This is a genomic window from Salimicrobium salexigens (assembly GCF_900156705.1).
In the GTDB taxonomy this organism is placed as follows: domain Bacteria; phylum Bacillota; class Bacilli; order Bacillales; family Halobacillaceae; genus Salimicrobium; species Salimicrobium album.
The window spans coordinates 23273-36835 of the sequence record NZ_FTOK01000011.1; the positions used below are offsets into that span (position 1 = coordinate 23273).

Here is a 13563-nt window from a genome sequence, read left to right on the forward strand (position 1 = left end):
GTGAGGGTGTCCTCCTCTCCATTATTAATTGTTCGTGCTTAGTTCACGTTCGCGTGCAACTGTCTTCATACGGGCGATGGACTTGCGAACCTGACGAATGCGAGCAGTGTTCTCAAGTTGGCCTGTAGCCAGTTGGAAACGCAGATTAAAAAGTTCTTCTTTAAGAGACTTTACCTTCTGTTCAATTTCGGCAGTGGTTAGTTCGCGGATTTCATTAGCCTTCATTGATTTCACCACCAATTTCTTCACGTTTTACAAATTTAGTACGAATCGGGAGCTTATGAGAAGCCAGACGCAACGCTTCGCGCGCTACATCTTCCGATACCCCTGCGATTTCGAACATGATTTTTCCTGGTTTAACAACTGCGATAAAACCTTCCGGAGCACCTTTACCGGAACCCATACGAACTTCGAGGGGCTTCGATGTATATGGCTTGTCAGGGAAGATTTTGATCCATACTTTACCGCTACGCTTCATGTAACGGGTCATGGCAATACGGGAAGCTTCGATCTGACGGGCGGTGATCCATGCCGGATCTACAGCCTGAAGTCCATATTCACCAAACGCTACAGAAGTTCCGCCTTTTGCGCGGCCTTTCAGACTTGGACGATGTTGACGACGATATTTAACACGTTTTGGCATTAACATAATGCGGTTCCCCCTTTCTTATTGATTGCCTTTAGTTGGAAGAACTTCGCCACGATAAATCCACACTTTAACACCCAGTTTACCGTACATGGTGTTAGCTTCTGCAGTACCATAGTCGATATCTGCACGCAATGTGTGTAGTGGTACAGTTCCTTCACTGTAGTATTCAGCACGGGCGATGTCAGCTCCGCCGAGACGACCGGAAACTTGAGTACGGATACCTTTGGCACCTGCACGCATGGAGCGTTGAATGCTCTGCTTTTGTGCACGACGGAAAGATACGCGGTTTTCCAGCTGCTTGGCGATACTATCAGATACGAGAGTAGCATCAAGATCAGGCTTTTTAACCTCGATAATGTTGATGTGAACTCGTTTGCCTGTGCGGTTGTTCAATTCTTTACGTAGAGCTTCCACTTCGGAACCACCTTTACCGATAACCATTCCAGGTTTTGCGGTATGGATCGTTACGTTTACGCGGTTCGCAGCACGTTCGATCTCGATAGTAGATACAGAAGCTTCGCTTAGACGTTTCTCGATATATTCACGGATTTCAATATCTTCGTGGAGAAGGTTTGCATATTCGTTGTCTGCGTACCATTTCGACTCCCAGTCGCGAATGACACCGACACGGAAACCTATCGGATTAACTTTTTGGCCCACTGATTATCCCTCCTTCTTTTCTGATACAACCACTGTGATGTGGCTGGTTCTTTTATTGATCTGACTCGCGCGTCCCATAGCACGTGGACGGAAACGTTTGAGTGTTGTGCCTTCGTCTACGAATGCTTCGGAAACGACCAGGTTGTCAGGATCCAGCTCATTGTTGTGTTCAGCGTTAGCGATAGCTGAATTCAATACTTTTTCAATAATCGGCGAAGCTCCGCGATTTGTGTTGCGTAGTGTCGCAATAGCATCACCGGTGTCCATTCCTCGAATCAAGTCGATAACTAAACGCGCTTTACGAGGAGCGATACGGACTGTTTTAGCAACTGCTTTAGCTTGCATGGAAGTGCCTCCTCTCTACCTTAGCGTTTTGTTTTTCTGTCGTCACCAGAGTGCCCTTTGAACGTACGGGTCGGTGCGAATTCACCCAGTTTGTGTCCTACCATGTCTTCTGTAACATAAACTGGTACATGTTTACGTCCGTCATATACAGCAATTGTCTGACCGACGAAGTTTGGGAAAATTGTGGAACGGCGTGACCACGTTTTGATCACGTGACTGTTGTTACCTTCGTTGTTGCTTTCGACTTTTTTCATCAAATGGTCATCTACAAAAGGTCCCTTTTTCAGGCTGCGGCCCATTGATAAACCTCCCTTCGCGATTGAGAGACGGGGTTGTTATCCCGCCCTTTCAATCCCGTTATTTTTTACCTTTTCTGCGTACAATATATTTATCAGTAGATTTATTACGTTTACGCGTCTTGTAACCAAGAGTCGGCTGACCCCATGGTGTAACTGGAGATGGCATACCGATAGGGGCACGGCCTTCACCACCACCGTGTGGGTGATCACTAGGGTTCATAACAGAACCACGTACACCCGGGCGCTTACCTTGCCAGCGGGAACGTCCAGCTTTACCGATGCTGATAAGTTCATGTTCAACGTTTCCTACCTGGCCGATAGTTGCACGGCACGTGCTGAGGATGAGGCGAACCTCTCCGGAAGCGAGACGTACAAGTGTGTACTTGCCTTCACGACCGAGAATCTGACCGGAAGCACCTGCGGAGCGTACAAGCTGACCGCCGCGTCCTGGTTTCAGTTCAACGTTGTGTACTGTCGTACCTACAGGCAGGTCGATCAGTTTTTTTGCGTTACCCGGTTTGATGTCTGCATCTTTCCCGGAAGAAATTTCTTTGCCTACTTTAAGACCTTTCGGTGCAAGGATGTAGCGCTTCTCCCCATCTGCATAGTTGATCAATGCAATGTTAGCGGAACGGTTCGGATCGTATTCGATCGTAGCAACGCGTCCTGGTATTCCGTCTTTATCGCGTTTGAAGTCGATAACACGGTACTGACGCTTGTGTCCGCCGCCTTGATGACGAACCGTGATACGACCGTGCGTGTTACGTCCACCGCGTTTGTGCAGCGGAGTAAGCAGGGAGCGTTCCGGTTTGTCCGTAGTAATTTCTGCGAAGTCTGACATAGACATATGCCGACGACCATTAGTTATTGGACGGAATTTTTTAATCGCCATCTTTTTTCCCTCCTTCAGTTTTTATTTATACTTCGAAAAATTCGATTTCTTCACTGTTTTCAGTAAGTGTAACAATCGCACGTTTCTTATCGGAACGGTATCCACCGTACCTGCCCATGCGCTTGAATTTACCTTTGCGGTTGATAGTGTTGACGCCGGCTACTTCTACTCCGAAAATCTCTTCGACTGCTTTTCTGATCTCCGTTTTATTAGCTTTTGTTTCCACTTCAAACGTGTATTTCTTTTCTCCCATAAGATCGGCAGAATTCTCAGTGATTACGGGGCGCTTAATAATATCGCGTGGTTCTTTCATTATGAGAGCACCTCCCCTACTTTTTCAGCCGCATCTTTCGTTACAATAACTTTGTCATGCGTAAGCAAATCAAGAACGCTTACTTGGTCAAACGTTACCGTTTCGACTTTTGGCAGGTTATTGGAAGAAAGAACGACATTTTCTTCTTTCTGTGCTGTAATGATTAGTGTGCTTTCGTTTGCGTCCAGTGCTTTAAGGAAGTTGACTACTTCTTTCGTTTTCGGAGCGTCCATGGACAACTCTTCTACGGCAAAAAGGTTTTCTTCCTGAACTTTTGAAGAGTAAGCAGAACGAAGTGCAAGACGACGTACTTTTTTAGGCAATTTGTAACTGTAGCTGCGTGGTGTAGGGCCGAATACTGTTCCGCCGCCTACCCATTGCGGGGCACGGATAGTACCTTGACGGGCACGACCTGTACCTTTCTGGCGCCATGGTTTACGTCCACCGCCACTCACTTCGCCGCGTGTCTTCACTTTATGCGTCCCCTGACGCTTGGAAGCCTGCTGCATAAGAACAGTTTCGTGAAGCACGTGTGTGTTCGGTTCGATACCGAATACTGCATCGTTCAAATCCAAATCTCCAACTTTCGAACCGCTTTGGTTAAATAGTGCTACTTTAGGCATGACATATCCTCCTTTCGTTTATTATTAGTTAGCCTTGACCGCACTTTGAACTTGTACGTAAGATTTTTTCGCACCAGGTACGTTACCTTTAACGAGAAGCAGGTTGCGCTCAGCGTCAACTTTCACTACTTCAAGGTTTTGAATGGTTACCTGATTGCCACCCATCTGACCCGGAAGGTCTTTGCCTTTAAATACGTGCATGGAGTTGATATCCCCAAGCGTACCAGGGCGACGGTGATAGCGTGAACCGTGTGTTTCAGGTCCGCGGGAGTGGTTGAAACGTTTAATCGTTCCCTGGAACCCTTTCCCTTTGGATGTTCCTGTTACGTCGATTGCGTCACCTTCTGCGAATAAATCCACCTTAACTTCCTGACCAAGTTCATAGTCGTCAGTATTAACGTTACGGACTTCACGAACGTAGCGCTTAGGTGTTGTGTTAGCTTTTTTAGCATGTCCTGTTTCAGGCTTTTTCACACGATTCGCTTTTTGATCAGCGAAACCTAATTGAATGGAATCGTAACCGTCATTTTCCGTAGTTTTCTTTTGAAGAACTACGTTCGGCTCAGCCTGAATTACTGTTACAGGTACAAGTTCTCCGTTATCGGAGAAGATCTGAGTCATACCGACTTTACGTCCTAAGATACTTTTCGTCATCCGTTACACCTCCTATTATATCGTTTCATTTATAGTTTGATTTCAATATCTACACCAGACGGCAGGTCCAGACGCATCAATGCATCGACCGTTTGTGGTGTCGGGTTTACAATGTCGATAAGACGCTTGTGTGTGCGCATTTCAAACTGCTCACGAGCATCTTTGAATTTGTGGGTCGCACGTAGTACAGTGTACACCGATTTGTCTGTAGGAAGCGGGATCGGACCCGATACTTCAGCTCCAGAACGGTTAGCTGTATCTACAATCTTTTCAGCGGACTGATCCAGGACTCTGTGATCGAACGCCTTCAAACGAATACGAATTTTCTCTTTTGCCATTATTTTCCCTCCTTTATCGCCTATTTTTAAAACAGACTGGCTCCACGAAAATTCCTTGACTCACCCGCCATGGCAAAGGGGCCGGGTGTGTCAACAACCTTCCGTATCATCGTCTTTCATGACCAACATTAAACATTATAAAGAAAAACCCCCTTGAATGCAAGGGGTTCAGTTAATTTTTATGTGATCATCCTTAAATAGTTTACCTATTTTTTTCGCTCAACGCAACTCCGTTTTGAAAACTTCTTCACGAATGGAAATGTTCTGTACACAAAAAAAGATCAGGGGAGCATCCCCTGATCTTTCCGGGCTTTCATTATTACTCGTCGATACGGGCAACAACGCCGGCGCCTACAGTACGTCCACCTTCACGGATGGAGAACTTCGTACCGTCTTCGATTGCGATTGGAGAGATAAGGTTAACTGTCATCTCTACGTTATCGCCAGGCATTACCATTTCTACTCCCTCAGGAAGTTCGATAACACCAGTTACGTCCGTAGTACGGAAGTAGAATTGCGGACGATAGTTGTCGAAGAATGGAGTGTGACGTCCACCTTCATCTTTTGAAAGTACATATACTTCCGCGTGGAATTTCGTGTGCGGTGTGATAGAACCCGGCTTGGCAAGAACCTGACCGCGGTTGATATCTTCACGCGCTACACCACGTAGAAGTGCACCAATGTTGTCGCCAGCTTCTGCATAGTCGAGAAGCTTACGGAACATTTCAACACCAGTTACAGTAGTTTTCTTAGCTTCTGGAGCAAGACCGATGATTTCTACATCGTCACCGACTTTAACCTGTCCACGCTCAACACGGCCAGTCGCAACTGTACCACGGCCAGTGATGGAGAAAACGTCCTCAACAGGCATCATGAATGGCTTGTCTGTGTCACGGTCCGGTGTTGGGATGTGAGCATCAACTTCAGCCATAAGGTCAAGGATAGCCTGCTCGTGGTCAGCATCGCCTTCGATAGCTTTAAGAGCAGAACCTTTAACAACCGGAGACTCGTCTCCGTCGAAGTCATACTCGGATAGAAGATCGCGAACTTCCATTTCAACAAGTTCAAGAAGTTCTTCGTCGTCTACCATGTCAGTTTTGTTAAGGAAAACAACGATAGCCGGAACACCAACCTGACGGGATAGAAGGATGTGCTCACGAGTTTGTGGCATCGGACCGTCAGCTGCGGATACTACAAGGATAGCTCCGTCCATTTGAGCTGCACCAGTGATCATGTTTTTAACATAGTCAGCGTGACCTGGGCAGTCTACGTGTGCATAGTGGCGAGTTTCAGTTTCGTACTCAACGTGAGCTGTGGAGATAGTGATCCCACGCTCGCGCTCTTCAGGTGCTCCATCGATGGAGTCGTATGCGCGAGCTTCCCCGCTACCGGAAGTTTTGTGAAGTACAGTTGTGATTGCTGCAGTTAGAGTTGTTTTACCATGGTCAACGTGTCCGATAGTACCAATGTTAACGTGGGACTTTGACCGGTCGAATTTTTCTTTAGCCATTCTATAGTTCCTCCTTTAATATAATGAAAATGTATTTATAAAGGTATTGGATGGAGCAGGGAAGAAACCAAATTCTTCTCTGCTTACCATACAATTATTCCTTTTAAACGTCAATAAGATTAATTAACCACCGACGTTTTTCTTAATGATCTCTTCGGAAATGCTTTTCGGCACTTCTGCATAGTGATCAAAGTACATAGTGTAAGCTCCGCGACCCTGCGTGTTAGAACGAAGAGCAGTCGCGTAACCGAACATTTCGGAAAGCGGTACGTACGCGTTTACGACCTGAGCCGGTCCGCGAGCTTCCATACCGTCTACACGTCCACGACGTGAAGTGACATCACCCATGATGTCTCCCATGTACTCTTCAGGGATGACGATTTCTACTCTCATCATCGGCTCAAGAAGTACCGGCTGACATTTACTTTTCGCTTCTTTAAGCGCCATGGAACCAGCTACTTTAAATGCCATTTCGTTAGAGTCTACATCGTGGTAGCTTCCATCGAAAAGAGTAGCTTTAACGTCAACAAGCGGGTAACCGGCCAACACACCGTTTTCCATTGATTCTCTGAGTCCCTGTTCAACGGAAGGGATATATTCGCGTGGTACTACACCACCGACGATTTTGTTCACGAACTCAAAACCGGCACCTTCTTCGTTAGGTTCGATAGTGACCCATACGTGTCCATACTGACCACGTCCGCCGGACTGACGTACGAATTTACCTTCCACATTCGCAGAAGCGCGGAATGTTTCACGATAGGCAACCTGCGGAGCACCGATGTCGGCGTCCACTTTGAATTCACGTTTCAGACGGTCAACAATGATGTCCAGGTGAAGTTCACCCATACCGGAGATGATCGTCTGACCGGTTTCTTCATGTGTTTCCGTACGGAATGTAGGATCTTCTTCTGCCAGTTTACCAAGAGCGATGGACATTTTGTCCTGATCCGCTTTCGATTTCGGCTCGATCGCTACGTCGATTACCGGTTCAGGGAATTCCATGGTTTCAAGAATAACGAGACTCTTTTCATCACACAATGTGTCTCCTGTTCCAGTATCTTTAAGTCCGACGGCACCGGCGATGTCACCGGAGTACACTTGTGAAATCTCTTCACGGGAGTTTGCGTGCATCTGCAGGATACGACCTACACGCTCACGTTTATCCTTCGTGGAGTTTTTCACGTATGAACCGGATTTCAACGTACCTGAGTAAACCCTGAAGAAAGTAAGTTTACCGACGTAAGGATCCGTCGCCACTTTGAATGCAAGAGCGGAGAACGGCTCGTCATCGTCAGGTTTACGTACTACTTCTTCTTCCGTCTGTGGCACGTGGCCTTCAATGGCACGTACATCCAGCGGTGATGGAAGGTAGTCGATAACTCCGTCAACAAGTAGCTGAACACCTTTGTTTTTAAAGGCAGATCCGCAGTATACCGGGTAGAACTCAACGTCCAGGGTACCCTGACGAATAGCTTTCTTAAGCTCGTCGTTGTTGATTTCTTCTCCTTCGAGATATTTCATCATGAGCTCTTCGTCAAGTTCTGCAACGGACTCGATAAGTTTACCACGGTATTCTTCCGCCTGTTCTTTATACTCATCCGGGATTTCGCGGGCTTCCGCACGCGTTCCGAGATCATCAAGATAGTAGAAGGCTTGCATAGAGATCAGATCGATAATTCCTTCGAAGTGATCTTCGGCACCGATTGGAAGCTGTACAGCCGCAGCGTTAGCTCCGAGACGTTCCTGAAGGGTTCCGAGGGAGTAGATGAAATCTGCTCCTACTTTATCCATCTTGTTGACGAATACGATACGCGGAACGCCGTACGTCGTCGCCTGGCGCCATACTGTTTCTGTCTGAGGTTCTACACCGGACTGGGCGTCCAGTACAGCAATGGATCCGTCCAATACACGCAGGGAACGTTCCACTTCGACTGTGAAGTCTACGTGTCCCGGTGTATCGATGATGTTGATACGGTGACCTTTCCATTGTGCTGTCGTTGCTGCAGAAGTAATCGTGATTCCACGCTCCTGCTCCTGGGACATCCAGTCCATCTGAGAAGCACCTTCGTGTGTTTCTCCGATTTTGTGAATACGCCCCGTGTAGAAAAGGATACGTTCTGTTGCTGTCGTTTTACCGGCATCGATGTGAGCCATGATGCCAATGTTCCGAGTATTTTCCAAGGAGAACTCTCTAGGCATGAATCCTTCTCCTCCCTAATTAAGAATTTTTGTTTCTCGTACTTACCAGCGATAGTGAGCGAATGCTTTGTTCGCTTCGGCCATCTTGTGCATTTCTTCACGGCGTTTCACGGCAGCACCTGTATTGTTTGCTGCGTCAAGAATTTCATTCGCCAGACGTTCCTGCATTGTCTTCTCGCCGCGTAGACGCGCATAGTTTACAAGAAAACGGAGTCCGAGTGCCTGACGACGCTCCGGACGAACTTCAACCGGTACCTGATAGTTGGAACCACCGACGCGGCGGGCGCGTACTTCAAGTACTGGCATTACGTTCTTCATGGCTTCGTCAAAAGCCTCCATTGCATCATTTCCGCTACGTTCCTGAACGAGTTCAAATGCTTTGTAAAGAATAGTCTGAGCTTTCCCGCGCTTACCATGTACCATAATCTGGTTGATCAGACGCGTTACTAGCTTGGAATCATAAATAGGGTCGGCTAACACATCACGTTTAGCTACTGGACCTTTACGTGGCATATGTCCCCCTCCTTCCTTCGAGTGTTTATCATTTTATTTTACTGCTTAGGTTTTTTTCTACCGTACTTGGAACGGCCTTGTCTGCGGCCTTCTACCGGTGCTGTGTCAAGCGCACCGCGAACAACGTGATAACGTACACCTGGCAAGTCTTTAACACGACCGCCACGGATAAGTACCACACTGTGCTCCTGAAGATTGTGCCCCATTCCAGGAATGTAGGCGTTCACTTCGAGCTGGTTAGTCAAACGCACACGTGCATATTTACGAAGAGCCGAGTTCGGTTTCTTCGGAGCCATTGTACCGACACGGGTACATACACCACGTTTTTGTGGAGATGGCTCGTCAGTCATGCGTTTTCTGTAACTGTTATACCCCTTGTTAAGAGCTGGTGAGTCAGTTTTTTTACTTTTACTCACACGGCCTTTACGTACGAGTTGGTTAATTGTTGGCATGATGTTGTCCTCCCTTCATTTCTTAATACCACACATCCAGGTGGTTCATAAAAAGGCAAAAAACAAAGCTTTCGCGCGACACGCGCCAAAACCTGTTATTTAATAGCCACTGTTGCAGCACCTACATCAATTCCGCAGGCGTTTCCGAGTTCTTTTGCTGATGGAACTTCATGGTAGTCAACGGAAAATTGACGGGCGACTTTGATCACCTTTCCTGTAACTTCCGGATCGGCATCTGCTGCCACTATCACTTCCGTTACTGTTCCGGCTTTAATCGCTTTGATGGTCTGCTTTGTTCCAATCACTAAATTCGATTTAGCCTGTGCTACTTTTTCATAAGACAATAGCATATCCTCCAAAGTAACAAGGTTGTGGAAGCACCTTGATTATAGTACCACCCTATCCTATGAGTGTCAACACTCCATAGAGTTTTTTCTCAAGGTGCTTCCTTCTGTCACCCTTGTATTTAAGCTTGCGTAGGTTCTTCCTGAACCTGCTCTTCCCGGTTCTTGTTCTCGTGTTCGGACTGGATCGTACGATAACGATTCATGCCGGTACCCGCAGGCACAAGTTTACCGATAATAACGTTCTCTTTAAGACCAAGTAGTTCATCGCGTTTTCCTTTGATCGCTGCATCGGTCAGGACACGAGTCGTTTCCTGGAAGGAAGCAGCCGAAAGGAAGCTGTCCGTTTCAAGAGAAGCCTTCGTAATACCAAGGATGACCGGTCTGCCGACTGCCGGCTGCCCGCCTTCCATGAGTACACGCTGGTTGGCTTCTTTGAACTGATGGATTTCCATGAGAGTCCCTGGAAGTACATCCGTATCACCGGAGTCCAGCACACGCACCTTACGAAGCATCTGGCGCACCATTACTTCTACGTGTTTATCGGAAATTTCCACCCCTTGCATACGGTACACTTTCTGAACTTCTTTAAGGAGGTAAGCTTCCACCCCTTCAAGACCTCTTACCTGAAGCAGTTCTTTCGGATCGATAGAACCTTCCGTAAGAGCGTCCCCGGATTTCACTTCATCTCCGACGTTCAGTTTCATTCTTGCCCCGTAAGGAGCTGTATAACTTCGGGATTCTACGGCTCCCTGTACAGTGATTTCAAGTTTCTCTTTAACTTCTTTCACATCATACACCGAACCGTCGATTTCTGAGATGACCGCCTGTCCTTTCGGATTACGTGCCTCCACGATCTCCTGGATACGCGGAAGACCCTGCGTGATGTCATCTCCGGCAACTCCGCCTGTGTGGAACGTACGCATAGTAAGCTGCGTACCAGGTTCACCGATAGACTGAGCAGCAATGATTCCTACTGCCTCTCCGACTTCCACTTCGTCACCTGTTGCCAGGTTACGACCGTAACACTTCTTACAAACGCCGTGTTTCGTATGACAAGTGAAGGCCGAGCGGATAGTTACCTCTTCCACTCCGGAATCTTCAATCGTTTTCGCTGCTTCTTCGGAGATGATTTCGTTACGCACAGCCAGCACCTCTCCGGTCTCCGGATGAGTCACTTTCTGGAATGACGTCCGTCCAACGAGACGATCCACGAGCGGTTCGATGACTTCGGAACCTTCTTTAAGAGCGGACACGTTCAGTCCTCTGTCCGTTCCGCAATCATCTTCACGTACAATTACATCCTGAGCCACGTCTACAAGACGACGGGTGAGGTACCCGGAGTCGGCAGTCTTAAGCGCGGTGTCCGCTAGACCTTTACGTGCCCCGTGTGTGGAAATAAAGTACTCAAGAACAGTAAGACCTTCCCGGAAACTGGACTTGATCGGAAGTTCGATGATCTGTCCGGACGGGTTAGCCATCAAACCACGCATACCGGCGAGCTGAGTGAAGTTGGATGCGTTACCACGCGCTCCGGAATCACTCATCATGTAAATCGGGTTGGTAGTATCGAGAGACGCCATCAGACGTTCCTGAATCGTATCTTTCGCCTGTGACCAGATTTCAATGACGCGGTTATAACGCTCTGTATCTGTAATTAGACCACGGCGGTACTGCTTGGAGACTTTATCCACTTTCGCCTGTCCCTCATCGAGAATTTCTTCTTTGTCACTCAGTACTACTACGTCGGAAACCCCGACTGTAATACCGGCCTTCGTGGAATATTTGAAACCGAGATCTTTCATCTCATCCAGCATACGGGACGTTTCACTGATAGAGAAGCGCTTGAACACTTCAGCGATGATATCACCGAGTATACCTTTTTTGAAAGGTGGTACAACTTCTCTTTGCTTCAGATCTTCGTGGACGTCCGTACCTTTTTCGATGAAGTAATGATCAGGTGTTTTAATTTCCAGGTTGCTCTGAGTCGGCTCGTTCATGTAAGGGAACGAAGCCGGAAGCATGTCGTTGAAAATAAGCTTCCCGACAGTCGTAACCAGCATCTGGTTCTTCTGTTCTTCGGTGAAAGTTTCGTTTTTAAGTGAACTGGCCTGTACTGCTACACGTGTGTGCAAGTGTACATATCCGTTCTGATAAGCCATAAGAGCTTCGTTCAGATCTTTGAATCTCATACCTTCACCGATAGCGCCTTTCCTCTCAAGAGAAAGGTAATAGTTACCGAGTACCATGTCCTGGGACGGTGTAACGACCGGTTTTCCATCTTTCGGGTTCAGGATGTTCTGAGCGGCAAGCATCAGGATGCGTGCTTCTGCCTGAGCCTCGGAAGAAAGCGGAACGTGCACGGCCATCTGGTCCCCGTCGAAGTCTGCGTTATAAGCAGTACAAACGAGCGGGTGAAGGCGGATTGCCCGTCCTTCCACCAGTGTCGGTTCGAAAGCCTGGATACCCAGACGGTGAAGTGTAGGTGCGCGGTTCAACAGTACCGGATGTTCTTTGATAACGTCTTCCAGTACATCCCATACTTCGTCGTGAACCCGTTCAATCTTACGTTTCGCCGATTTGATGTTGTGAGCAAGACCTCTTGAGACAAGCTCTTTCATAACGAACGGTTTGAACAGTTCCAGCGCCATTTCTCTCGGGAGCCCACACTGGTACATTTTCAGACTCGGACCTACGATGATAACGGAACGACCGGAATAGTCGACACGTTTCCCGAGCAGGTTCTGACGGAAACGACCCTGTTTCCCTTTCAGCATGTGAGAAAGAGATTTCAAAGGACGGTTACCGGGACCGGTGACCGGACGACCGCGACGCCCGTTATCGATGAGCGCATCCACTGCTTCCTGAAGCATACGTTTTTCGTTTTGCACGATAATAGTCGGAGCTCCAAGATCAAGCAGACGCTTCAGACGGTTGTTACGGTTGATGACCCGGCGATACAGATCGTTCAGGTCGGATGTCGCAAAACGGCCTCCATCCAGCTGTACCATCGGACGAAGCTCCGGAGGGATGACCGGAAGAACATCAAGAATCATCCACGCAGGGTCATTCCCTGAGTTACGGAAGGACTCCAGCACCTCGAGACGCTTAATCGCTCTTGTGCGTCGCTGCCCCTGAGCTGTTTTCAATTCTTCTTTAAGTGTTCCCACTTCTTCATCAAGATCTATATCATATAGAAGGAGACGGATTGCTTCGGCTCCCATATCAGCATGAAAACCGGTTCTGTACTTCTCGCGATACGAACGGTATTCCTTCTCGGAAAGAAGCTGTTTCTTCTCAAGGCCCGTTTCTCCCGGATCCGTAACGATGTAAGAGGCAAAATAAATGACCTCTTCCAGCGCTCTCGGGGACATATCAAGTACAAGTCCCATCCGGCTCGGAATTCCTTTGAAGTACCAGATGTGAGAAATCGGGGCAGCCAGTTCCAGGTGCCCCATACGCTCACGGCGTACTTTCGATTTCGTCACTTCCACTCCACAACGGTCACAAACAATTCCTTTGTACCGGACACGTTTGTATTTTCCGCAGTGACACTCCCAGTCCTTTTGAGGACCGAAAATACGCTCACAGAAAAGACCGTCCTTCTCCGGTTTCAACGTCCTGTAGTTGATTGTTTCCGGCTTCTTCACTTCTCCGTATGACCAGGAACGAATCTTATCGGATGAAGCTAAACCTATCTTCATATATTCAAAATTATTTACATCTATCAAAGGGCTTACCTCCCTTAAAGTCTCCAGGTTTTCCCCAA

The 13563-nt window shown here is 47.7% G+C and carries 16 protein-coding genes; all 16 read right to left on the reverse strand.

What is annotated here, in order from left to right:
- Positions 1-24: 24 nt before the first annotated feature.
- The 16 genes from rpmC to rpoC all read right to left on the reverse strand — a co-directional run bounded on the left by rpmC (position 25) and on the right by rpoC (position 13525).
- Entirely contained in the window at positions 25-225 is a 201-nt protein-coding gene (gene rpmC / locus BW931_RS11685) for a 50S ribosomal protein L29 (RefSeq protein WP_008592538.1), read from the reverse strand.
- Complete coding sequence (gene rplP, locus BW931_RS11690) at positions 215-649, reverse strand: 50S ribosomal protein L16 (protein ID WP_076572502.1); 435 nt, start codon at positions 647-649, stop codon at positions 215-217. The genes rpmC and rplP overlap by 11 nt, the downstream gene beginning before the upstream one ends.
- Before the next feature lie 18 nt (positions 650-667).
- Positions 668-1309 carry a 30S ribosomal protein S3 gene (gene rpsC, locus BW931_RS11695; protein WP_076572504.1) on the reverse strand — a complete coding sequence of 214 codons (642 nt, stop codon included), beginning with the start codon at positions 1307-1309 and terminating at the stop codon, positions 668-670.
- 3 nt (positions 1310-1312) lie between these two features.
- Positions 1313-1654, reverse strand: coding sequence for a 50S ribosomal protein L22 (gene rplV / locus BW931_RS11700; RefSeq protein ID WP_076572506.1), 342 nt, complete (start codon positions 1652-1654; stop codon positions 1313-1315).
- Positions 1655-1674: 20 nt separating this feature from the next.
- Positions 1675-1953: a 30S ribosomal protein S19 gene (rpsS, locus tag BW931_RS11705; protein ID WP_008592531.1), complete on the reverse strand. Its 279-nt coding sequence runs from the start codon at positions 1951-1953 to the stop codon at positions 1675-1677.
- 58 nt (positions 1954-2011) lie between these two features.
- Positions 2012-2845, reverse strand: coding sequence for a 50S ribosomal protein L2 (rplB, locus tag BW931_RS11710; protein ID WP_076572508.1), 834 nt, complete (start codon positions 2843-2845; stop codon positions 2012-2014).
- Between the two features lie 25 nt (positions 2846-2870).
- On the reverse strand, positions 2871-3158 hold the full coding sequence (gene rplW / locus BW931_RS11715) for a 50S ribosomal protein L23 (RefSeq protein WP_076572510.1): 288 nt from the start codon (positions 3156-3158) through the stop codon (positions 2871-2873).
- A complete protein-coding gene (gene rplD / locus BW931_RS11720) occupies positions 3158-3781 on the reverse strand; it encodes a 50S ribosomal protein L4 (RefSeq protein ID WP_076572512.1) in 624 nt (207 codons plus the stop codon). The genes rplW and rplD overlap by 1 nt, the downstream gene beginning before the upstream one ends.
- A 24-nt stretch (positions 3782-3805) precedes the next feature.
- Positions 3806-4435, reverse strand: a complete 630-nt coding sequence (rplC, locus tag BW931_RS11725) for a 50S ribosomal protein L3 (protein ID WP_076572514.1) — start codon at positions 4433-4435, stop codon at positions 3806-3808.
- A 29-nt stretch (positions 4436-4464) separates the two neighbouring features.
- On the reverse strand, positions 4465-4773 hold the full coding sequence (gene rpsJ / locus BW931_RS11730; RefSeq protein WP_008592522.1) for a 30S ribosomal protein S10: 309 nt from the start codon (positions 4771-4773) through the stop codon (positions 4465-4467).
- A gap of 319 nt (positions 4774-5092) precedes the next feature.
- The gene (tuf, locus tag BW931_RS11735; protein ID WP_076572516.1) at positions 5093-6283 is read right to left on the reverse strand and encodes an elongation factor Tu; all 1191 of its coding nucleotides are present in this window, start codon (positions 6281-6283) and stop codon (positions 5093-5095) included.
- Positions 6284-6406: 123 nt separating this feature from the next.
- Positions 6407-8485 carry an elongation factor G gene (fusA, locus tag BW931_RS11740; protein ID WP_076572518.1) on the reverse strand — a complete coding sequence of 693 codons (2079 nt, stop codon included), beginning with the start codon at positions 8483-8485 and terminating at the stop codon, positions 6407-6409.
- Positions 8486-8527: 42 nt separating this feature from the next.
- Positions 8528-8998 (reverse strand): 30S ribosomal protein S7, encoded by a 471-nt coding sequence (rpsG, locus tag BW931_RS11745; RefSeq protein ID WP_008592515.1) that lies wholly within the window; start codon positions 8996-8998, stop codon positions 8528-8530.
- Positions 8999-9036: 38 nt separating this feature from the next.
- Entirely contained in the window at positions 9037-9450 is a 414-nt protein-coding gene (gene rpsL / locus BW931_RS11750) for a 30S ribosomal protein S12 (RefSeq protein WP_008592513.1), read from the reverse strand.
- 95 nt (positions 9451-9545) lie between these two features.
- Positions 9546-9794: a ribosomal L7Ae/L30e/S12e/Gadd45 family protein gene (locus tag BW931_RS11755; RefSeq protein ID WP_008592510.1), complete on the reverse strand. Its 249-nt coding sequence runs from the start codon at positions 9792-9794 to the stop codon at positions 9546-9548.
- Positions 9795-9916: 122 nt separating this feature from the next.
- Positions 9917-13525, reverse strand: coding sequence for a DNA-directed RNA polymerase subunit beta' (rpoC, locus tag BW931_RS11760; protein WP_076572520.1), 3609 nt, complete (start codon positions 13523-13525; stop codon positions 9917-9919).
- Positions 13526-13563 lie beyond the last annotated feature (38 nt).